Here is an 18,935-nt window from a genome sequence, read left to right on the forward strand (position 1 = left end):
GGCCGTTTTATTTAATCGTCCATCCCTCGGCCGCTGAACAAGCGGCTGATCATTTCCATGGAGTACCCCCGATAACTCAGGAACCTGCCCTGTTTGGCACGTTCCCGGGCGTCTATCGGTAGGTGTCCAGCAAATTTGCGCCGCCAGGTGTCCTCCAGTTGTTCCTGCCAGTTGATACCGCTCTCGCGTAACGCCAATTCGACGTCGGTACGTTGCAGGCCGCGCTGGCTCAACTCTTCGCGAATTCGCAAAGGGCCATAACCGGAACGGGCACGGTAGGAAACAAAGCTTTCGAGGTAACGGGATTCGGACAACAGGCCCTCTTCCGTCAAGCGGTCAAGTGCTGTGTCGATCATTTCAGGGAGGGCGCCGCGCTGACGCAGTTTACGCGTCAGCTCGACTCGACCGTGCTCGCGTCGCGCGAGCAGGTCCATTGCGGTTCGCCGCACCGCGACGAGTGTATCGAGTACGGCGGTCATCGGATCAATCAGATATCAGCGTCAGCCAGGTCATCAGCCGTCTCTTTGACTGGCGATGCTTTGACGTCCGGTGCTGGGGTCAGCAACTTGTCGCGCAGTTGCTTCTCAAGTTTCGCGGCGATCTCCGGATTGTCCGCCAGGAACTTGGCCGAGTTGGCCTTGCCCTGACCGATCTTGGTGCCTTCGTAGGCATACCATGCACCGGATTTCTCGACGAAGCCGTGCAGAACACCCAGGTCGATCATCTCACCGTTGAGGTAGATGCCCTTGCCGTAAAGAATCTGGAACTCGGCCTGACGGAACGGCGAAGCCACCTTGTTCTTCACAACCTTGACGCGGGTTTCGCTACCGACGACTTCATCACCTTCTTTCACCGCGCCAGTACGGCGGATGTCCAGACGAACCGATGCGTAGAACTTCAACGCGTTACCACCGGTGGTGGTTTCCGGGCTGCCGAACATCACGCCGATTTTCATACGGATCTGGTTGATGAAGATCACCAGGCAGTTGGCGTTCTTGATGTTACCGGTGATTTTACGCAGCGCCTGAGACATCAGACGGGCTTGCAGGCCCACGTGCATGTCACCCATTTCGCCTTCGATTTCAGCCTTCGGCACCAGAGCAGCCACGGAGTCGACGATGATCACGTCAACCGCGTTGGAACGCACCAGCATGTCGGTGATTTCCAGGGCCTGCTCGCCGGTGTCCGGCTGGGAAACCAGCAGGTCGTCGACGTTGACGCCCAGTTTGCCGGCGTACTCAGGGTCGAGGGCGTGTTCGGCGTCGACGAATGCGCAGGTCGCGCCGGCTTTTTGAGCCTGGGCGATCACCGACAGTGTCAGGGTGGTTTTACCGGAGGATTCAGGACCGTAGATCTCAACGATACGGCCTTTTGGCAGACCGCCAATGCCGAGCGCGATGTCCAGACCCAGAGAGCCAGTGGAAATAGCCGGGATCGCCTGACGGTCCTGATCGCCCATACGCATTACGGCACCCTTGCCGAATTGACGTTCGATCTGACCCAGGGCCGCAGCCAAGGCTTTCTTCTTGTTGTCGTCCATTAAAGTCCTCACGTAATCAATAAGGCCTGACGGCCAACACCTGTATAAGTAGCCAGTATTATTCCACAGCGTTTCAGGATCGCCTACCCCTGATTTGAGATTTCTCCAGCGGCATGCCGCAGCAGCCCCTCTAGCGCGGCCTTCACCGTTTGTCGGCGGACCTCGTCACGGTTACCGGGAAAGTGCTGTACCTCGCTGAACACCTGCTCACCGACGCCCCAGGCCAGCCACACCGTGCCCACGGGCTTGCTCGGCGAGCCGCCGTCCGGCCCTGCCACACCGCTGACCGCCACGGCAAAACGCGCCCGGCTTTTTTCCTGCGCGCCGCGAACCATGGCCTCGACCACTTCGCGACTGACCGCCCCCACCGTCTCGAACAACTCGGCCGGGACATTCAATTGCTGGGTTTTCTGGCGGTTTGAGTAGGTGACATAACCGGCTTCGAACCACGCCGAACTTCCCGGAATGCGGGTTATCGCCTCGGAAATCCCGCCTCCGGTGCAGGACTCGGCAGCGGTGACGTGGGCATTGAGAACCTGCAGGCGCCTGCCAAGTTCAGCGGCCAGCTGAGTGATATCTTTCACGGCTCTCTCCTGAACGAGCGGAATGAGGCCTACCGTACACGAGCCGATCACGCTTGCAAGGTTCAGGATCGATCAAAATGTTAGCGAGCGAGGGCTCTGACATAGGCCTGACACGCCTGCAGGGCAATCAGTCCGCTATCGCCTGCGTCGGTGATGGCGATAATTCGTTGAGCATGCGCCGGGGCAAGTCGGGCTCGCGGGGCGCCATGATCCACGCCGCCGGTGCTGGAGGCGGCTGGCATTGCACCGGTTGAGGCAGTGTCATGGGCATCGAGGAGGACTGACAAGCGCACATCAGCAGTGGCAAGACGATCGCGCAGGCGACCTTGATCACGTTCGGCATCGCTAAGCGCTCGGTAATGGGTTTGTTCACTGACCGAAAGCCGCTGCTCCAGCGCCAGGTGCTTGTCCTGCTCGGCCTGTTGCTGGGTGGCGGCGGCCAGAGTCAGTTGATTAAGGGTTTCGGCGTGCAGCCTGGCCTGTTCCGACAGTTGCCGGCTGTAGCGCCAATCCTGAAACTGCCAGGCCAGTGCCGCCGAACAACCGACCAGCACCAGCAAACCGCTCAGTCGCCAGCCGATCAGACCGAAGGTTGGCATAACACCGCCCTCGCCCGCGCCCAGAGTTCCAGACGATCCTGCAACCCGTTCAACCCGCCGTTGATACGGCGGGTGATGCTGTTGAACTGGTCGCGGTCGGCCAATTCATTCAGGCCATTCTGCTCCCAGAACCATGCAGCTGACTCGGTCGCCCACTGCGGCTGCTCCAGTAGTTCAGGCAGGGCCAACAAACGCTCATCGCCGAACAGGCCGAGGCTGCATTGACGGTAGTTGTTGCGGCCGGTGATCTGGATCAGGCCTCGGCCACGGTATTTTTGACCATCGCCGTCGGGTTCCGGAGTGTTGCCCAAACGGGCGGCCAGGGTGCCGGTGTCGTATTTGCTCAGGTATTGAGTGCTGCCCAGTTCGCGTACGTACTGCAACTGCCCCGATTCGTGACCGACTTGCGCGAGGAAGGCGGCGATGCGTTTGGGGGTGTTGATGTTGCGGTGAGACATGGCGGTGTTCAGGGCGGAAATGAAAACGCCCGCTTGGGAGCGGGCGTTGGGCATGATGCTTTGTAGTTGTTGCGTGACAATCATAATTTCCCCGAAAAGGCGTTAAAGTTGCTCTGCCAACCAAAGCGGCGCACTGGGTCGATGTTCGGTGAACGGGAAGAAAGATCCTTGTGGCCAATCTCGCAGTGCACGACGATAGGCCTGCAGTTGGGCGTATTGATCAGCGGTCAAAGTAGTGCCCCCGCCATCCTCCAGTTCATCTCTATCGCGAGCAACTATGCTGTCCGTGGCCGATAGCTGTGCATCACGCCAGAAACGCTCGGCATTCGCAGCTTCTTCCGGTGAAAGGGGTGGTGTATCGACAAGAACGGGATACCCGTTATCGGCACGAACGGAAATCATCTTCGCGGTGACGGCCAACTCTTGAAGTAGTGACACCCAGTACGTCTGAGGGATCTCTATGACATCGGAAGGAATATCCGATGTATTGATCCCGGGTACATACACACCACAAGTACTTGCGCTAAACAAAAAATTGAACTCGTTCATTCAATACCCCTTGGCAAAATAGGTAATCCCCCACCCGGGCCTGACAGAACCGCCCATATCCCGAACCTTCAATCGGCAGCCCTGTTTCGTGGCAGTACCGGCCAACATGATGACCATCGCCCCGTCACCGCCAACATGAGTGGCAACGACAGAAACAAAAGCGGTAGGAAACGAAATCGGAAAGGTGACAAAAACCTCTCCATTAGCATCCGTCGTGCCGTAACCCCATTGATCAATGTTGCCGCTGGAGTACTTCTGGTAACCGGGGTTGCCCGTCATGCCGGAGAACAACGAGGTGTATTTCAAGCTGACGGTGCCGCCCACCAACCGCCATTGACTCTCTAGCTTGAGGAACTCAGCGATTTCCCCTACACCTAGAACAACGGAACCGACCATACCGTTTGAAGCCTTGATGGTGTCCGCCCCAGGCGCTGCCGAGACCGTCAACGCGCCTGCCCCGGCATTGACGATGTTCATCGTGGACGCATGGGCGATACCGGTGGTGGCAGGTAGCGTCGCTGTAATCGGTGTATTGCTGGTGAAACTGCTGACACCACCAATGTTGGACGCTGTGAGTACGGCACTGTCGGCATAAGATGTGAAGCCAGAAAATTGCAGACCATTACGAGTAACAAATGCAGTCGTTGCGACGCTATTGTCATTATCGAATTGCGGGGCAGTGACGAATAGGCCATTGCTACGCAACGCTGTCAGAAGCTGATTATTCAAACCCTCTACCGGATTAATTCCGGCGCTGCGAATGACATTCAGTAACTCCTGAGTAACGCCATTGCCCCAACTCGCCGGGATCAAGGATCCAGGTGCACCGGTCAGCGGACTTTCATCGACAAACTTCCCGTCAACCAACCCGGCACTGGGCACGCTATTTGGATAATCCATATTTTTCTTAATTCCTTAACAAGGTGGGTAGCATTACTCGCTAACTTGCAACTGTTCCAGGTACGAGAGGCCAAATGACGTCAGTGGAAAAGTTCGCTCGCTGCTCGATACGATTGAGTTCAACGCTATAGAGTTTCCATTCCAACAGGGCCAATTGCTCATCATGAGTCGCCTCTCCAATATCTTCGGCATATTGAAGAGGGGCAATACGCAGGACAGCCTCCCGAAGCAAGACATCACGCTTGGCCAAGACCTGATCCTTGAGATCAGACAGACGAGCCGCATCGTCAAACTTCCAGGCGTTATCACTCCAGACGTAGTAGTCACCCGGCCACGGCTCGGTGGTAAAGTTTTCTGGCAACTCTCCGAGTTCACTCCAAACCTGCTGAGCCCCGCCATCCTTGCGATAAACCAAACCGCGACGATCAATCACTTCCCGAGGAACATTGTTCACCAATGCCCAGGTACGGCCGCTTTCCGCAGACGGTAGTTCAAATGAAAGTTCAACGGCATTACTGGGTAATTGAATACCGATACCCGGAGTGACGGAAAACTCTACGGGCCCCGACAATGCGCTCGAGTTATCTAATAGATAATAAAACATGGACACCTCAGATAAGTTTTATACGACCGGGATAGGCGATGTTGCGCGGTCGGGACTTGAAGGAGTGGAGCAAGGTACTGGCTGCATCCATCTGGAAACTGGTTCCTGCGGGAAAAATGGGACCGCCATTGCTCAGCCCCGATACATACTGAGATTCCTCACGGGTATCGGCGCCAAATGCAGTAAGGCTATCGGACCATCGCGAGCCCACCGCGCCAGCACCGTTAGCTCCCATCGCGTAGGAATGAATGGTGCCAGGTTGGAAGGCGCCCATTACCCGTCCGGCGTCCACCGAACGCCCTTCGTCCAAAACCCTCAAAAATTCCCCTCGTCCTTCAGGGCCACGAAAAGTCAGCGCACCATCACCGGCGGTCCACTTGCCTTCATTACCTGCCCGAGTAGCCTCAGTGCCGAGCATTCCTGACTGCTGCGCGTGATCCCAAAGCCAGGGCCACTCGGCACGTTTCATTACCGTGCCATTGAGCGCCCCATAGCCACCCGGGCTCAGCAGCGTGGTCGTCTCAAAAAACGGACGCCCCAGCGGGGTGTTATCGAATCGCCCGACCGGCCACCAACTGCCGGCACCATCGCTGCGCAGATGCCACCAATCCCCACTGCCCAACAACACCAGAAACGGATAACCGACTGCCGATAGATGCGTATGAAATCGGATTCGGTCAGTGCCGACAGCCTGAATAACGAGGCGATTGCCGCTGTTATCAACACGTCGAACGATGACGTCACGAACACCCAACGCGACATTGGCTGGCGGCAGACTGATGGTGGCGGCACCTGAACTGGCATCAATCAGTACGAGACCAAGTTCTTCGACGGTCAGAACTTTTGATGCCGCTAGCCGTGTGATCACCGAATACATCGGATTGATCTTGCCAATGATCGCCAGGATAGCCTTGAGAAGTTGATTGTTGTCGGCTTCGGAGGGTGCCAGACCGCCCCCGGTGATCACGCCCAAAACCTCTTGCGTGACGCTGTTTCCCCATACAGCCGGAATCAACGATCCCGGCGTCCCGGCGACGGGATTTTCATCGACAAACTGGCCATTCACCAATCCAACGCTGGGTACACTTTTTGGATAATCCATATTTCAATCCTTTACCTGGAACATTCGATATCCGTTCAGTCAGCCAACCAGGCAGGCCTTTTCGGTCGAGAACGTTTCGAAGGAAACTTCTTCGCCTGAGGCCACTTGCGCAGCGCTTGCAAATAAACAAGAAGCTCTTGATATTCACTGTCAGAAAGCGTGGTGGCCTTCATCAGTTCCACCTCATCACGATGTCGGTCGCGTAGCCAGACCACGCGGTCAAACGTTTGATCACGCCACGCCTTTGCTTCCTGTGAAAGTTCTTCATCCGACAAGGGGGCAAGTTCAACCAGAACCGGCAATCCTTCATCATCATGAGCTCTCGCGGTTCCCGCTTTTGGATTGGCGATTACGGCGTCATAACGCTCGTCATCAATTTCAACGGCATCCTCGGGAAGGCTAATGTGATAACCCGCCAGGTAGGTATTGCCGGTCGTGCGGCTGTAAAATCTCTTCATCTCAGTTACCCACGCTCAAGACACTGACCCAGCCAGTGCCACCGGAATTACTCATGACCTGAACTTGACTGGCGTCGAGGTAAGTCACCAAGGGCGGAGTGGTGATATCGAGGAACGGCGCATTACCTGATGACGAATAACCGGCCCAAGCGCCACGACATTGATTTTTAAAGGCCAGCGGCCACGGTTTGGATACATAACCGTTATTGACGGCGACATAGACCATGACCCACTGAATCATGAAACCACCCAACCAACTCGGAAACGCGATGTAGCCGTTTTCTGCAAAGCTGTAGGAAACCCCGAACGCCAGTTTTTTCGGGGTAACAATCGTAGTGTCATCAACAGCGGCATTGACTTGGGCCTGAGTCGAAATACGTGCCCAGCCGAACATCGACTCGGTGGCCTGAAGCAACTTCTTCTCTATCGCTTGAAAGACACGAATGGGCGTCATCAGTTTGTTGGCGCTTACACCGGATTCGGCCTCTTCCTTGCTCGCCAGAGATTCATTTTTGTTCCTCTCGACAATCGCTGAAATCGCCGCTTTCAGCTGAGTGCTATCGCTTTCGTCCGGGACAATGCCAGCGTCGACAATCGCATTCACAATTTCATCCGTGACGCTGTTGCCCCACCTCGCCGGAATCAACGACCCCGGCGTCCCGGTCAACGGGTTCTCATCCACAAACTTCCCATTCACCAACCCGGCGCTGGGCACACTCTTCGGATAATCCATCCCTCTACTCCCTAGTCATAATTGATGTGCACCTTGGTATGCGCCGGTGCGCTGCGGTGGATCAAACACTCCAGTGCCGAGCCCGGATTCACGCCGAAGCGCTCGCCCCAGTAACTGGCGCCAAAACGTCGTCCCAGCAGCAATCGCCCACCGGTATTCAGCGTCCACATGAATTGCGCTTCCCAAGTGCCCCAGTGCGCCGCGCCGAAACGCGAACGCCCCATACGTGGGGCTTCCAGTTCGGTGATGGTGGCGTTCGGGTAACCCTGGCTTTTGGCGATTTCGAGGTAGTAGCCGACGGCCTGGCTGCCGACCGCGAGCAGGCGGCGGCGTACCGCGAGACGGCGGTCGTCGAACAGTGGCGTGGCGCCCAGGCATGGGTCGGGAAGGTTCATTACCCGCTCCCAATCGGGTACCAGTTCGCTGACCCCAGCCGGGTCCATTTCGTTGAGCAGGTCGGCGGCACGGGCGTCGAGGCGGGCCAGCTCCAGGGCGACGCCTTCGAGCACTTCTTCGAGTTCAGGAACTTGTTCGGGGTCCCAGGCCGGCCCGCTAGGCAGCAGGCTGCGCAGTTGGGCGTGGTATTGCGCGGCGGTTCTTATGTCCCCCATACGCAACCTCCGAATGTCAGCAATTCGCTTTGATTGGCGGGGACATCGGCGACAGGCGAGGTGAGTGAGTGGTCGTATTCACCACTGGCGCTGCTGATGGCTTCACGGATGTGACTGATCAACAACTTCTGGCCGAGGTCGGCTTCACGGTTATGCAGGTCTCGCAGCTGCGCTTCGACGGCGGCGCGTATGGCGGTGGTGTCGGGGGTCAGCGTCAGGTGATAGACCACCGGTACCTGAACCGGCCGCTGCACATGCACCTCGGCGGTGACCGGGCGCAGCGGCTCGATGTAGGCCTGGACTTCGGCCAGTTGTTCGTCATTCGGCACCGGTTGCGGGTCGTCGTCACGCATGATGAACAGGCTGACCGTGCCCGGTCCCAACAAACCGCCACGACACCAGGCGCGGGTCACGCCGGGGCACTCCAGTGCCCAGGTTTCATAGTCCTGGGCCGAACCGCCGTGAGGGATGATGCGGTAGGAGCGGATCACCCGCGAGCGCAGCGACTCCAGGCTTTCCCGCGCAACACCGCCGCTGAGCCCCGGCGTCAGCACGGTGAAGCTATTGCCGACGATACCCGCAATCGGTTGCACCGGAATCAGCGCCAGACCGGCCTCGGCATTGCCCAGGCTACCGGCCTCGAGCGCGGCGATGGTGGTGCTGTTGAGGCCATTGCTGGTGGTGCGTGCGGCGGTCACTTTGTAGGTGCGACCGTCGCTTGATTGCAGCAGGGTGTCGACGTCCAGCACCGCACCGGCGCTGGCGGTAAAACTGACACTGCCGCTGGCCGCTTGTGCGGCTTTGCGCGGCTGGTTCAGGCGCAGTGCGGCGATCCGTTCCAGGGTCGATTCATCGGCCTTGTCCGGGAGGATCTGCTCGGCGATCCAGTCCAGGTAACCATACAGGCCGTAGGCGGCGCCACCGAGGGTGCGGGCCAGCACTTGCGCATCGGACTGGCGCAGCGAATCGCTGGCCAGGTCGCTTTGGGTGCGTTTGATCAGCACCGGCAGCGAAGGGGTTTCAAACGGCATAGATCACCTGCCAACTGTTATCGGGGTTGATGTCCAGGCGTTCGCCGTCGGCCAGGGTCAGGACCGTGCGCAGGTTCAGGCGCTGGGCGTCGAGGCGTTCGCTGATGATGTCGATGGCGCTGCAATGGCCATCGTCGATCAGCCATTGGAGGGCTTCGCGGGCGTAGAACTCGGCGTCCATCTGGGTCTGGCGGGTCAGCTTGACCCGGCGCAGCAGCCACAGCCGCGAACCGATGCGGTCGTCGGCCACTGTAGGAAAGCTATCGCCCCACCAGCCGAAACGCTCTTCATCGTCGAGGGCATCGTCATCGGCGGCGCGGCGCCAGGTGAACAGGCTGATCAGCACCGAGCGGGTCAGTGCGGCGTGGAGGTTTTGGCTGATCAACATCACTGCCCTCCCGCCGGTACGCCGGTCTGGCCGTTGCCCGCTTGCACGCCGACGTGCACGTGTTTGATCTGGCTGATTGCGCCGGCAACTTGATCGCCGGTGGACACGATTTTTCCAGTCTGATTGATCACGGGTGTGTCGAAGTTGACTGCACTGCTGGCGCGGATATTCAGGGTGGCGGTTTCGATGTCGATGATCCGCCCGCGCTTGAAGTGGATCTTGTCGCCTTCGTCGGTGTAGATCGCCACTTCGCCAGGGGTCAGGGACTGGAGGCGATAGCGGCGGTCGGCAACTACCAGCACGATGGCGTGGGAGCGATCACCGCCCAGAAACGTGGCGACACCTTCGGCGCCGGCCAGTGGGTTGCTGGTGAAACCGTAGGGTTCGAAGTGTTCCATGTCATCGTTCACTTCGCCGGCGGTGAGGCGCATTTGCAGCGATTGAAGCTTGGTGGCCGAGTTGGCGAGCACGACAGTGCCGCGCGCCAGGAGGCGTGTCAGTAGGCTCATTGGATTTTCCTTGAAGGCGACCGCCGCTCTTGTGGGAGCTGGCTTGCCTGCGAAAACGGCGGATCAGTCACCTTGATGTTGAATGTGCCGCCGCCATCGCGGGCAAGCCCGCTCCCACAGGGTCGAGTGTGGGGTCAGGTTTTCTTCGGAGGCTCTGGATTGGCGTCGAAGGTATGCGGCGGTGCGACTTGCAGGGTGGTGACCGAACCTTGTGCCGACAGCGAATAGGTCACCTTCGAGATCAGCATGTCGTCATCGAACCCCAGCACCGGATCCTTGACCCGCACCAGTGTGTTATGACGCCACAGATCGCCGTTGGATTGCCGCCAGCCCTGCACCTGATAGGTAGTAGCTTTGGCCTTGCCCACGCGAGTGGCGCTTTCCCAATTGGCCCGTTGCAAGGCGAGATCGGGATTGATCTGCATGCCTTCGTTGATCACCGTGACCCGCCGACGCTTGTAGCTCAGGTCGGCGGACACCGATTCAACCTCGCTGACCGCCGCCCCGCTCTTCTTGTCCGTACCCTTTTGCTGACCGATGACCCGGTATTCGGAGAACACCTGGCTGTAATCCATCGGCGCGTTGGCCGAGAGAATATTCTTGCCCAACTCCAGCGCATCGCTGGCCCGCCCACCACTGCCAGGCCGGGCCAGCACCAATCGGCCCTGGGCATCATCGGTGGAAAACACCCGAAACAATGTCAGCAAGCGGTCGATGGATTGAAACACCGTTTCCCCCGGCACGATGGTGTGACTGCTGAGCCGGGCGGTCTCGGGAATTTCACTGACCACAAAGACCTTGTAGGTGATCGCCAGCGCTTCGACGATGCTCAACAGCGATTGCTCATGCCATTGATTCGGGCGGTTGGTCGCGGCGCAATCCACCAGGTCCTGGGTGCAGGAACTGCCTTCGATGTTCAGGCTGATCTGCCGCCCGTCATAACTGATCGGCGCCTTGAACACATACCCGGTCAGCACCAGATCCTGGCCGATGCGCACTTCACAGGCGTCACCGGGCTGGATTCGCTGGTCCACGGTCTGCCCCGGCCATTGCCAGGTGATGTTGAGTTTAAAAGTGCGGAACTGACGCTCCAGATCCGCCGTGATTTCCACGCTTTTCCAGCCACCGTATTCCAGGCCGCCGACGGTCAATGTGACGCGGTTATCCATGTCGTTCATGGCTCACTCCCCGGAGACTTTCACATCGTTCGGCGCGTACCCCGGATGGGCAATCCCGTTGCGCTGAGTCACTTCGGTGACTCGCGTGGCATCGGCAAATTGCCGGTAGGCCACGACGACGGCTGGCAAGCTCTCCTGAAAGGATTTGCTGACCAGCCGCACACCGGACGACGCCACCGCCTTGAGGTGCGCATTCAACGCCTGCTTCACATCATTGATGGCCTGGTAGTGCGCGGGACTGGCCTTGTTCAATGCCAACTGGATCGCTTCGTTCAGCTCCTTTTGCAACAACTGCAAATCGTCGGTGACCGGCACTTCCTGACGGATGACCGGCTGCACGGTCTGCTGATCCAGCGACGGCGTCGACGACAGTTTCACCGGGGTCGACGCCACCGGCATCGAGGCGACCCATTGCGCCACTTTGACCAGCAACGTGTCCTGCACCAGATCGGCCATGGCTTGAGCCGCGGCCGTGGTGTCCTTGCCGGTGGTGAGCTTCGGCGCATCGGCCTTGCGGATGGCTTCGAGCTGTTGGGACACGTCGGCAATCACGCCACGATAGCCCTCCTTCGCGAAGTCCTTGAGCGATTTGATATCGCCGAGCAAGCCCTTGAATTCCGCCGCCACTTCCTTGGGTAATTCCTTGACCGCTTTGACCAGCTCGGTGATTTGCCGGTACTCCTCGATCAACGGTTTGAGCTGTTCCTGGATCACTTCATAGACCCCGGTCAGGCTGTTGCGCAGATTGGCGATGCCGATCCGCGCAGCCTTGATCAGGGTCATGGCCTGTTCGAAACGGGCCACTGCCGAGCCCAGCAGGGTGTCGGCCTTGGCCAGCAGCACCTTCTGCGTGCTGACCGTGGCCGTCGGAAACGGCAGCGGTTCATCGGGGTAAAACTTCAGCGCAAAGGTCACCAGCCCGCCGTCCTGGCGGGTGTGGGTCATGTCGCACTCGCCGACCTTGACCTGCAAGCGTCCCAGCCACGGATGCACCAGTTCGCCACTGCCCTGCTCCAGCGCCTTGAGCAGTTTGTCGCGCTGCTCCAGGCAATCGGGGCCGACGATGAACGCCGTCAGATCATGGATCTTCGCCTGCTGGCCAAGGCCCTCGAAAAACGGCAGATCCCGCTGCGGATACTCGTGCAACTGGCCCTTTTTACCGACCGGGGTTTTCGCCTGATCGACCCAAAAACCGACACCGCGAAAGGATGCCGGCAACAAACGGTCACGCCAGTTCATTGGAACCTCCCAGCGACAGCGAGCGATAGCCGATGCGCGAATTGAGCGACAGCCCCGGTTGATTGGTTTGCGGTTGATCGGTGCGCAGCCCGGCCGGCGCGTTTTCGAAGCGAACCGTCAGGCCGCCTTCGAGTTGCGTGCGGTTGTTGGCGGCGGTTTGCTGGATCAGGGCGCTGGAGTTTTGTGTCAGGGAATCGGGCTGCATCGGCGACCTGATCGGCAAGCTGCCGGGAGCCGTCAGCGCGCTCGAGGCTGGCTCGGAAGCGTCACCAAAGAACGCCGCTGCTGGCGCAAATTCACCCTTGCCTTCGGCATTGGTTTTCTTTTGCACCTCGGTGAAGCCTTCGACCTTGCCGGTAATTTTGGCGATAAAACCACCAAAACTACCGCCCAGCATCTCCTGGATCGGCGCCAGAATGGCCCGGAGCTTTTCCGCTTTTTCACTGAAAAACTGAACCACAGATGCCCATGTTTCGCTCAGTGCGTCCAAGGGCGACCAAGTGAACAACCCGCCGAGGTAGGAAAAGAACGCCTGCGCTCCAAGTTTGATCGACTCCCAGTAGCCCGAGAACATGGCAGGCACCTGATCCCAAGCCGCGGCAATAGCGTCCAGCGGCACCCAGTCGAACAGGCTGCGCAGTTTCTCCTTCACCGGCACAGTCAGTGCCACGAGCAGATCCCAGATCGCCGCAAACAAACCGACAACGGCCCCCCAGTTGTTCAGGATCATTCCGTAGGGCGTCCAGGCAAACCACGCCTTGAGGAAATCGAATCCCGCACTCACGACTGCTTTCACTCGATCAAAAATATCCGAGAAAACTCCGCTGATCGGCGCCCAATAACTGACAACCTTTTGCCAGAGCCCGGCGAAAAACGTCGAAATCGGCTCCCAGTTGGCAATGATCAAACCGGCCGCCAGGGCGATACCCATGGCAATCAGCATGATCGGATTGGTCTTGAGCACCATGCTCATCAGCTCGAACACTTGCGTCGCGCCGGTCACGGCGGTTTGCATCGCCGAGAACGCAATGGCCCCTGCCGCCAGACCTTCGACCAGTTTCGGGTTGTCATCGAGCAGACTGCCAAACCCAACCAACAACGGTTGAAGACCTGCCGTTACCGTAGCGACGGCAGGCTGCAAGGCCGTGTTGGCCGCGACCGACACCTGCTCCATCGAGCGGCTGAACACATTCATGTTTTGCGTGGCACTCGCTGGCGCTTTGGGCAAATCAACGCCTTCGGCCGATTCGCTGACCTCAGTCAATTTGCCCTTGAAGGCGTCGGATGCTTTGATCCCCTCCACGAACGGCGTGATCACGCTGCCGCCCTTGAACAGACCGCTGATGTCCAGTTTGCCGAGGCCGGTCTGCTCCAGGTTGTTCTTGAAGCGCTCGACTTTTGCCCGAAGGGCGCCGAGCTTGGGTGACAGTTCATCGATGCCGGTGAGCAGCACCGAGGTTTTCTCTTGTGTTTGTGTGTCTGCCATCACTGCACCTGCTGCATCGCATTGATCCGTTGCGCGTGCTCCAGCGATTCGCGGAGCACATCCAGTGGCCTGGCCATCATCTGTTCGGGGTCAACCTTCCAGAACCAGGCCAGGTCATAGGCGACTGCGATCAGGTCGGTGATGGCTCCGACGCCGCACTCATGAAAAAACTCGCGACGGCCCAACTCAGCGTATTGAGGTCAGCCAGATCCAGCTGGTTGACCGACGACGGCGGGATGCCGGCGCACACCGCGATGTATTTGGCCGCGACGTCCATGTCGAGGCTGACCTCTTCGCTCTTGTCGATCTTGTACGGCAGCGCCTTGATCGCCCGCACTTCCTGCACCGTCGGACGGCGCAGGTTGAGTTCGGTCAAGGGCTCGCCGTGGGCTTCGATCGCAACTTGAAGCTTCACGGCGTTGCTCATTGCCAGGTCCCCTTGATGCCTTCGAATTTCAGTTCGATGGTGGCGTCGTCGCCTTTGGATACCGGCTCTTCCACCAGGTAGGCGCCGGCCAGCACGTAGACTTTGCCGTTGCTGAATTCGCAGGTGACGGTCATGTCAGTGCCTGCGATCAGTTGCTTGAGCGGGAAGTCTGCGGTGTGCAGCGCCGTCACTTTGAACGACGGCGCGATGTCGGTTTCCTTGTAGAAGCCCGGCACGACGGTTTCCCGTTTAACGGCCATCAATGGTGCTTCGCAGCCGCCGTTGATGGTCAGTTGAGCGCCGTCCACTTTGACGTAGCAGGTGCCCGCAATCAGTTGACCCATGGTGTTTCTCCCTTCAAATAAAAAGCCCACGCGAGGTGGGCTGAATTCACACAGTCAGCGCAGCGATCAGGCTGCGTCGTCGTACTGCAGACGGAACTGGTTGAGCAGCGCGAACACGCGCAGGCCGTTGATGTAATCCGGCGGGAACAGCACGTTGACCCGGCTCGGGTCTTGAACATCGCGCTCGACGATCAGGTGTTCGGCGAACAGCTCGGCGTTTTCCACGTGGCCTTCCAGTTCGAGCTTGGCGTACTGGGCAATTAGCTCACCGCGAATGGTGCTCGGGGTGACGATGGGCTGGCCGGCGCCGAAACGGGTGCCGTCGGAGGCCAGTTTGTGGCGACCGTATTTGCTGGTGATCACGCTTTGCAGACGACGCACGATGAACGCCGACTGGTGCATGGTTTCGCTGTCCAGATAGGAGTTATCTGCCTGGCCGTAGGCGTTCTTCTGATAGGTGGTGATCGAACGCTGAATGCGCACGTAGCCGCCTTCGTAGTACGCGGTGGCAATGCCGTAGTTGAGCAGCGACTGACGCTCGGTCAGGGTGAAACGCTCGCTCGCCGGTGCCGGGTCGAGACCTGGCAGGCTGCCGCTTTGGGTCGGACGGCTGGCGTCGGCAGAGATAAACACCGAGGTGCGCGCAGCCAGTGCCGCGGCCTGCACCCAGAACGGTTGCGGTACGCCCGGTTCCAGCGCCTGGATGGTCATGTGCTGGTCGTTACGCGCCTGACCGGCCGCCACCAGCGTACCGATGGTGCCGCGCTTGGCGCTGTAGACGTGACCGAACAATTGCTTGGCCCAGGACCAACGACCGGTGCTGTCATCCATGACGGCTTGCCAGGTGTTGAGGGTCGACAGATCCGACCACGGCATGCAGATGAACTCGAACGGTTCATCGCCCAGCGCCGCCACGGCGGCGACTTGATCCGGTACACCGGCGCCGCCAGTCATGGCGGTGATGGCCGAGGTCAGGCCGGCCGGGGTTTCTTCGCCGTTGCTCTTGCCCAGGCGATTGAATTGCAGGCTGATGTCGTTGCCGCTGTCGCCGGTCCATTTGGCGCTCAGGGTGACGATACCGTCGACCGCTGCAGCACTGACCGGCAGATCGGCGGATGCATTGATTTTCAGTGCCAAGGCCGTGGCCGCTTGGGCCGCAGTGGCACCGTTGACGATGGCCGCTTGAACACGAACGCCGCCGACGTACAGGTTAAGCACGCCGCTCTGGGTCGCGGCACCGGTCAGGGTCAGCACACCTTTGGCGATGCTGCCTTCAGTGTTGTGCAGCGGCAGGCACCAGATCTCGCCGATCGGATCGGTCTTGCGCCAGGTTTCGTACATCGAGGCGAGCATCGAGCCTTGGCCGCCAATGCTTTTGGCCAGCGCCACGCTGGACACCAACACCAGTTTGCCGACGTCGGCTGGTACGATGTTGTCGTTGACCTGAGCGACGATCAGGCGGCGCATGGCCGACGACGCGCTATTGGCGGCCGAGTTATCCATTTCGGCATAGAACAGCGGAACACGAATGTCCGCGGGGATGTTGCTGAATCCGATCGCCATTATTTGGCTCCCTGTGGTTTCGCCGCTTTCACGGCTTTGGTAGTGATATCGCCATCGGCCAGACGTCGACGCCACCAGGCGTTGTCCGGCACTTCACGGCCCTCGAGGGGCAACAGATCGCCCGCTTCCGGGTCCGGCACGACACGGCCCGGGGCCGGCAGCACGGTGATGCGTTTGCTCATGGGGTTACGTCTCCAGAGAAAGTCAGTTCCAGGCGCCCGTCGGGGCCTGGGCGTTGCAGATTGGGGTCCGCCGGATCGATAGCATCGACCCGCACGGTGACCCCGGTAAAGGACGACAAACCGTCCAGTTCACGCTCGTGCCAGCTCTCCGCCGGCTGACCCGGCAAATTGCGACCGAGCTGGAATTCGGCAAAAAAGCGCAGTCGATACAGCACGCGGCTGCTGTTGATGGAAACCAGTTCGCCGCCGTCGTACTCGATGGCGTCGTAGTCGCTGCCGGGCTTGAAACCCACCAGAGCGCGCCAGAGTTCGGCGCGCAGGTCATGCAACAGATCCAGCGCTTTTGTAGCGTCCGTGGTGTCGAGTACCAGGGTTACTTCGAAGCGGTCGCGGATGGGTTGCAGCATCAGGTTTTGCGCGACGCTCTTGCTCGCCAGATCGGCAATCGGCACCACATAGGCGCAGGGGGTTTGCAGCGGGGTGTTGGCTTGCAGCGTGGCGAGGTCGATGCCGGCGGCCACGCGATTGGCCAGGGTTGGGCATTGATCGCGCAGTTGTGTGATCAGGGCTGTGATCTTCATAGTTCTTCACCGGGCAATAAAAAACCCGCCGCGGCGGGTTTGAGTGAACGGTACTGGCCGTGGGAAACCCGCGTCCTTGCGGGTCAGTGCGGTATGCACTCTGGACGACGCTCCTTCGGATTGAGAGATCAATGATCCTGAGACGTATCGCGCGGTGGAACCTCACAAACACCAATCCGCTTGGCGGCCCAACGTTCGTAAAGCCCTATGGCCACGTCCGCACCGGCCATCGCCGTCAGGCAGCCAAAGGCACCGGCGGCCCAGATCGACACGCCGGCGGCGTACAGCAGCATGATTGCCGAGACCCCGCAGATCATGCAGGCCCCGGAACGCAGCGCCAGACGCCGCAGCAGCGACCAGCCACGGGCGCCCTCCTTGTCGGCGCGCCACATTTCGCCGGACACCCCGCCCACCAGGGCGAGAACGATGACCAGCCAGATCGGCATGTCCAGCAACGCTTGTTGCTCGTTTGTCATGTCACGCCTCCTGGGGGTGATTGATGAGTGATATGTGTTGAGTTCAAACGATGTCTCTTGAGGTAGGCATTCCAAAAAGCCCGGCATTGGCCGGGCTTTTCAGTAATGCGGTCCTTCGCCTTCCTTGGCCAATGGCCTGAAGGGAGTTGATCTTTCGGCGCTACTGGCGCGGTACGGATCCATTCAAATTGTTTTTCCGACCGCGGTCCCTGCCCGCCGGATAACTGCTTCTGGTGCTTTACGCTGCACACCCGGGTCAGTTGCCAACCCTCTGAACCGTTGAGGCCGGTTCATCGCTGCCTTTGTGGTGGAACTAAAAAGCTTCGTTTCGAGCCGCTTTGTTGAGTGGCTTGAGACAAAGAATATGCATGGATGCATATACAGTCAATGCATAAATGCATTTATTTATGCATCACCAATGCATAGACGCATGAAAGCCCCGCAGGCAAAGGCGTTGGCGGTTTTGGACAGGCGAAAAAAAACCCGTCGGGCGACGGGTTTTATCTGACAGTGGTGAGGTTAGCGGGCGTACATGCCCCACCAGAAGACGTGACCAAGGATGACGATTTGCTCTTCCTGGATTTCCTGGAAGCTGTAGTCCTCGTCCGGATGCTCATCGCGATTGAAGCTGCGCAGGCGAATGCCTGTCGGTAGGCGATAAAGCTGCTTCACCCGCAACTGGCCGTTGTGGTTGATGGCGTACAGGTCGCCGTCGACGATGTCGCCAATCCCGCATTTACCGGCATTCACCCCGACCGTGGCGCCATCGCGCAGCACCGGTAACATGCTGTTGCCGCGCACGGTCACGCATTTAGCCTGGTCGAACTGCACGCCGTTGTGGCGCAAGCTACGCTTGCCGAAGCGCAGGCTAGAGCGCTCGCTCTCTTCGATGACGAATCTTCCTGATCCAGCGGCCAATTCAACCTCGCGAAGAAAGGGGACCGACACCTCGTCATCATCGACGGGCGTATCGTCGTCCCACAGGCTTATGTCCTTGAGTTCCGAGTGCGACTCATCGCGCCCGGCGCTGGCGGCGCGCGCGACATCCGCACGGCCACGCAACTGATCGGTGCTCACGGAGAAGTATTCGGCAATCTTCGAAATATGTTTATCCGAAGGATCGACGATCTTCCCGCTGAGGATCCGCGAGAGAGTGGATTGAGGCACGCCGGTGCGACGGTGAAGCTCCGTGGGGGAGATCCCGTGCTGATCGAGCAGCGCTCTTAAGACGGTAGAAACATTGCGTTTTTGCATAACGCGCATAGTGCTTGATCTTTTTTCGGAAGACAAATGCTGATTTGCATAGATCGTGCATAGTCGGCAGAAATGTACCGGGAGGCTTTCATGCCTGCGTCAGGCAGACCGCCCATGGTAATCTTGCGCCCATCGCGGA

Annotated in this window: 24 protein-coding genes and 1 pseudogene; all 25 read right to left on the reverse strand. The window is 59.2% G+C overall.

Annotation, left to right across the window (positions count from 1 at the left end; translation table 11 throughout):
• Nucleotides 1–11 precede the first annotated feature (11 nt).
• Nucleotides 12–479, reverse strand: a complete 468-nt coding sequence (gene recX, locus PSH88_RS24510) for a recombination regulator RecX (protein WP_305423164.1) — start codon at nucleotides 477–479, stop codon at nucleotides 12–14.
• Between the two features lie 8 nt (nucleotides 480–487).
• Nucleotides 488–1,540, reverse strand: coding sequence for a recombinase RecA (recA, locus tag PSH88_RS24515; RefSeq protein WP_007907270.1), 1,053 nt, complete (start codon nucleotides 1,538–1,540; stop codon nucleotides 488–490).
• Between the two features lie 83 nt (nucleotides 1,541–1,623).
• A complete protein-coding gene (locus PSH88_RS24520) occupies nucleotides 1,624–2,124 on the reverse strand; it encodes a CinA family protein (RefSeq protein ID WP_305423166.1) in 501 nt (166 codons plus the stop codon).
• Between the two features lie 80 nt (nucleotides 2,125–2,204).
• Nucleotides 2,205–2,723, reverse strand: a complete 519-nt coding sequence (locus PSH88_RS24525; RefSeq protein WP_305423168.1) for a lysis system spanin subunit — start codon at nucleotides 2,721–2,723, stop codon at nucleotides 2,205–2,207.
• Entirely contained in the window at nucleotides 2,705–3,265 is a 561-nt protein-coding gene (locus tag PSH88_RS24530; protein WP_305423169.1) for a glycoside hydrolase family 19 protein, read from the reverse strand. The genes PSH88_RS24525 and PSH88_RS24530 overlap by 19 nt, the downstream gene beginning before the upstream one ends.
• Before the next feature lie 18 nt (nucleotides 3,266–3,283).
• Complete coding sequence (locus PSH88_RS24535) at nucleotides 3,284–3,730, reverse strand: phage tail assembly chaperone (RefSeq protein ID WP_305423171.1); 447 nt, start codon at nucleotides 3,728–3,730, stop codon at nucleotides 3,284–3,286.
• A complete protein-coding gene (locus PSH88_RS24540; protein ID WP_305423172.1) occupies nucleotides 3,731–4,630 on the reverse strand; it encodes a gp53-like domain-containing protein in 900 nt (299 codons plus the stop codon). It lies immediately after the preceding gene.
• 40 nt (nucleotides 4,631–4,670) lie between these two features.
• Nucleotides 4,671–5,234 (reverse strand): tail fiber assembly protein, encoded by a 564-nt coding sequence (locus PSH88_RS24545; RefSeq protein WP_305423173.1) that lies wholly within the window; start codon nucleotides 5,232–5,234, stop codon nucleotides 4,671–4,673.
• 7 nt (nucleotides 5,235–5,241) lie between these two features.
• The gene (locus PSH88_RS24550) at nucleotides 5,242–6,336 is read right to left on the reverse strand and encodes a phage tail protein (protein ID WP_305423174.1); all 1,095 of its coding nucleotides are present in this window, start codon (nucleotides 6,334–6,336) and stop codon (nucleotides 5,242–5,244) included.
• Nucleotides 6,337–6,371: 35 nt separating this feature from the next.
• On the reverse strand, nucleotides 6,372–6,794 hold the full coding sequence (locus tag PSH88_RS24555) for a tail fiber assembly protein (protein WP_305423175.1): 423 nt from the start codon (nucleotides 6,792–6,794) through the stop codon (nucleotides 6,372–6,374).
• Nucleotides 6,795–7,328: 534 nt separating this feature from the next.
• Nucleotides 7,329–7,527 (reverse strand): annotated as a pseudogene (locus PSH88_RS24560) (hypothetical protein); the annotation flags it as partial.
• A gap of 11 nt (nucleotides 7,528–7,538) precedes the next feature.
• Entirely contained in the window at nucleotides 7,539–8,138 is a 600-nt protein-coding gene (locus tag PSH88_RS24565; RefSeq protein WP_305423177.1) for a YmfQ family protein, read from the reverse strand.
• Nucleotides 8,126–9,169 (reverse strand): baseplate J/gp47 family protein, encoded by a 1,044-nt coding sequence (locus tag PSH88_RS24570; protein ID WP_305423178.1) that lies wholly within the window; start codon nucleotides 9,167–9,169, stop codon nucleotides 8,126–8,128. The genes PSH88_RS24565 and PSH88_RS24570 overlap by 13 nt, the downstream gene beginning before the upstream one ends.
• Entirely contained in the window at nucleotides 9,159–9,557 is a 399-nt protein-coding gene (locus PSH88_RS24575) for a phage GP46 family protein (protein WP_018926967.1), read from the reverse strand. Before PSH88_RS24575 ends, PSH88_RS24570 begins: the two co-directional genes overlap by 11 nt.
• The gene (locus PSH88_RS24580; protein WP_305423179.1) at nucleotides 9,557–10,066 is read right to left on the reverse strand and encodes a phage baseplate assembly protein V; all 510 of its coding nucleotides are present in this window, start codon (nucleotides 10,064–10,066) and stop codon (nucleotides 9,557–9,559) included. Before PSH88_RS24580 ends, PSH88_RS24575 begins: the two co-directional genes overlap by 1 nt.
• Before the next feature lie 134 nt (nucleotides 10,067–10,200).
• Entirely contained in the window at nucleotides 10,201–11,244 is a 1,044-nt protein-coding gene (locus PSH88_RS24585; protein WP_305423180.1) for a phage baseplate assembly protein, read from the reverse strand.
• 3 nt (nucleotides 11,245–11,247) lie between these two features.
• Entirely contained in the window at nucleotides 11,248–12,483 is a 1,236-nt protein-coding gene (locus tag PSH88_RS24590; protein WP_305423181.1) for a DNA circularization protein, read from the reverse strand.
• Nucleotides 12,470–13,969: a phage tail tape measure protein gene (locus PSH88_RS24595; protein ID WP_305423182.1), complete on the reverse strand. Its 1,500-nt coding sequence runs from the start codon at nucleotides 13,967–13,969 to the stop codon at nucleotides 12,470–12,472. The genes PSH88_RS24590 and PSH88_RS24595 overlap by 14 nt, the downstream gene beginning before the upstream one ends.
• 130 nt (nucleotides 13,970–14,099) lie before the next feature.
• The gene (locus PSH88_RS24600; RefSeq protein WP_018926972.1) at nucleotides 14,100–14,396 is read right to left on the reverse strand and encodes a phage tail assembly protein; all 297 of its coding nucleotides are present in this window, start codon (nucleotides 14,394–14,396) and stop codon (nucleotides 14,100–14,102) included.
• On the reverse strand, nucleotides 14,393–14,740 hold the full coding sequence (locus tag PSH88_RS24605; RefSeq protein ID WP_007907215.1) for a phage tail tube protein: 348 nt from the start codon (nucleotides 14,738–14,740) through the stop codon (nucleotides 14,393–14,395). Before PSH88_RS24605 ends, PSH88_RS24600 begins: the two co-directional genes overlap by 4 nt.
• Nucleotides 14,741–14,806: 66 nt before the next feature.
• Nucleotides 14,807–16,303, reverse strand: coding sequence for a phage tail sheath subtilisin-like domain-containing protein (locus PSH88_RS24610; RefSeq protein ID WP_305423183.1), 1,497 nt, complete (start codon nucleotides 16,301–16,303; stop codon nucleotides 14,807–14,809).
• A complete protein-coding gene (locus PSH88_RS24615; protein ID WP_007907211.1) occupies nucleotides 16,303–16,485 on the reverse strand; it encodes a DUF2635 domain-containing protein in 183 nt (60 codons plus the stop codon). The genes PSH88_RS24610 and PSH88_RS24615 overlap by 1 nt, the downstream gene beginning before the upstream one ends.
• Complete coding sequence (locus PSH88_RS24620) at nucleotides 16,482–17,066, reverse strand: phage tail terminator protein (protein WP_305423184.1); 585 nt, start codon at nucleotides 17,064–17,066, stop codon at nucleotides 16,482–16,484. The genes PSH88_RS24615 and PSH88_RS24620 overlap by 4 nt, the downstream gene beginning before the upstream one ends.
• A 128-nt stretch (nucleotides 17,067–17,194) precedes the next feature.
• Nucleotides 17,195–17,542, reverse strand: coding sequence for a phage holin family protein (locus PSH88_RS24625; protein ID WP_038979169.1), 348 nt, complete (start codon nucleotides 17,540–17,542; stop codon nucleotides 17,195–17,197).
• 519 nt (nucleotides 17,543–18,061) lie between these two features.
• Entirely contained in the window at nucleotides 18,062–18,796 is a 735-nt protein-coding gene (locus PSH88_RS24630; protein ID WP_305427054.1) for an XRE family transcriptional regulator, read from the reverse strand.
• Between the last annotated feature and the right edge of the window lie 139 nt (nucleotides 18,797–18,935).

The sequence above is a fragment of the Pseudomonas wuhanensis genome (assembly GCF_030687395.1).
Classification (GTDB): Bacteria; Pseudomonadota; Gammaproteobacteria; order Pseudomonadales; family Pseudomonadaceae; genus Aquipseudomonas; species Aquipseudomonas wuhanensis.

Bases quoted from the DNA above. Each gene is read 5' to 3' on its own strand.
- PSH88_RS24525 (WP_305423168.1), bottom strand. From the start codon at position 2,723: ATGCCAACCTTCGGTCTGATCGGCTGGCGACTGAGCGGTTTGCTGGTG.
- PSH88_RS24610 (WP_305423183.1), bottom strand. From the start codon at position 16,303: ATGGCGATCGGATTCAGCAACATCCCCGCGGACATTCGTGTTCCGCTG.
- PSH88_RS24575 (WP_018926967.1), bottom strand. From the start codon at position 9,557: ATGTTGATCAGCCAAAACCTCCACGCCGCACTGACCCGCTCGGTGCTG.
- PSH88_RS24535 (WP_305423171.1), bottom strand. From the start codon at position 3,730: ATGAACGAGTTCAATTTTTTGTTTAGCGCAAGTACTTGTGGTGTGTAT.
- PSH88_RS24630 (WP_305427054.1), bottom strand. From the start codon at position 18,796: ATGCAAAAACGCAATGTTTCTACCGTCTTAAGAGCGCTGCTCGATCAG.
- PSH88_RS24590 (WP_305423181.1), bottom strand. From the start codon at position 12,483: ATGAACTGGCGTGACCGTTTGTTGCCGGCATCCTTTCGCGGTGTCGGT.
- PSH88_RS24540 (WP_305423172.1), bottom strand. From the start codon at position 4,630: ATGGATTATCCAAATAGCGTGCCCAGTGCCGGGTTGGTTGACGGGAAG.
- PSH88_RS24570 (WP_305423178.1), bottom strand. From the start codon at position 9,169: ATGCCGTTTGAAACCCCTTCGCTGCCGGTGCTGATCAAACGCACCCAA.
- recX (WP_305423164.1), bottom strand. From the start codon at position 479: ATGACCGCCGTACTCGATACACTCGTCGCGGTGCGGCGAACCGCAATG.
- PSH88_RS24600 (WP_018926972.1), bottom strand. From the start codon at position 14,396: ATGAGCAACGCCGTGAAGCTTCAAGTTGCGATCGAAGCCCACGGCGAG.
- PSH88_RS24580 (WP_305423179.1), bottom strand. From the start codon at position 10,066: ATGAGCCTACTGACACGCCTCCTGGCGCGCGGCACTGTCGTGCTCGCC.
- recA (WP_007907270.1), bottom strand. From the start codon at position 1,540: ATGGACGACAACAAGAAGAAAGCCTTGGCTGCGGCCCTGGGTCAGATC.
- PSH88_RS24530 (WP_305423169.1), bottom strand. From the start codon at position 3,265: ATGATTGTCACGCAACAACTACAAAGCATCATGCCCAACGCCCGCTCC.
- PSH88_RS24545 (WP_305423173.1), bottom strand. From the start codon at position 5,234: ATGTTTTATTATCTATTAGATAACTCGAGCGCATTGTCGGGGCCCGTA.
- PSH88_RS24555 (WP_305423175.1), bottom strand. From the start codon at position 6,794: ATGAAGAGATTTTACAGCCGCACGACCGGCAATACCTACCTGGCGGGT.
- PSH88_RS24620 (WP_305423184.1), bottom strand. From the start codon at position 17,066: ATGAAGATCACAGCCCTGATCACACAACTGCGCGATCAATGCCCAACC.
- PSH88_RS24615 (WP_007907211.1), bottom strand. From the start codon at position 16,485: ATGAGCAAACGCATCACCGTGCTGCCGGCCCCGGGCCGTGTCGTGCCG.
- PSH88_RS24625 (WP_038979169.1), bottom strand. From the start codon at position 17,542: ATGACAAACGAGCAACAAGCGTTGCTGGACATGCCGATCTGGCTGGTC.
- PSH88_RS24605 (WP_007907215.1), bottom strand. From the start codon at position 14,740: ATGGGTCAACTGATTGCGGGCACCTGCTACGTCAAAGTGGACGGCGCT.
- PSH88_RS24585 (WP_305423180.1), bottom strand. From the start codon at position 11,244: ATGAACGACATGGATAACCGCGTCACATTGACCGTCGGCGGCCTGGAA.
- PSH88_RS24565 (WP_305423177.1), bottom strand. From the start codon at position 8,138: ATGGGGGACATAAGAACCGCCGCGCAATACCACGCCCAACTGCGCAGC.
- PSH88_RS24595 (WP_305423182.1), bottom strand. From the start codon at position 13,969: ATGGCAGACACACAAACACAAGAGAAAACCTCGGTGCTGCTCACCGGC.
- PSH88_RS24550 (WP_305423174.1), bottom strand. From the start codon at position 6,336: ATGGATTATCCAAAAAGTGTACCCAGCGTTGGATTGGTGAATGGCCAG.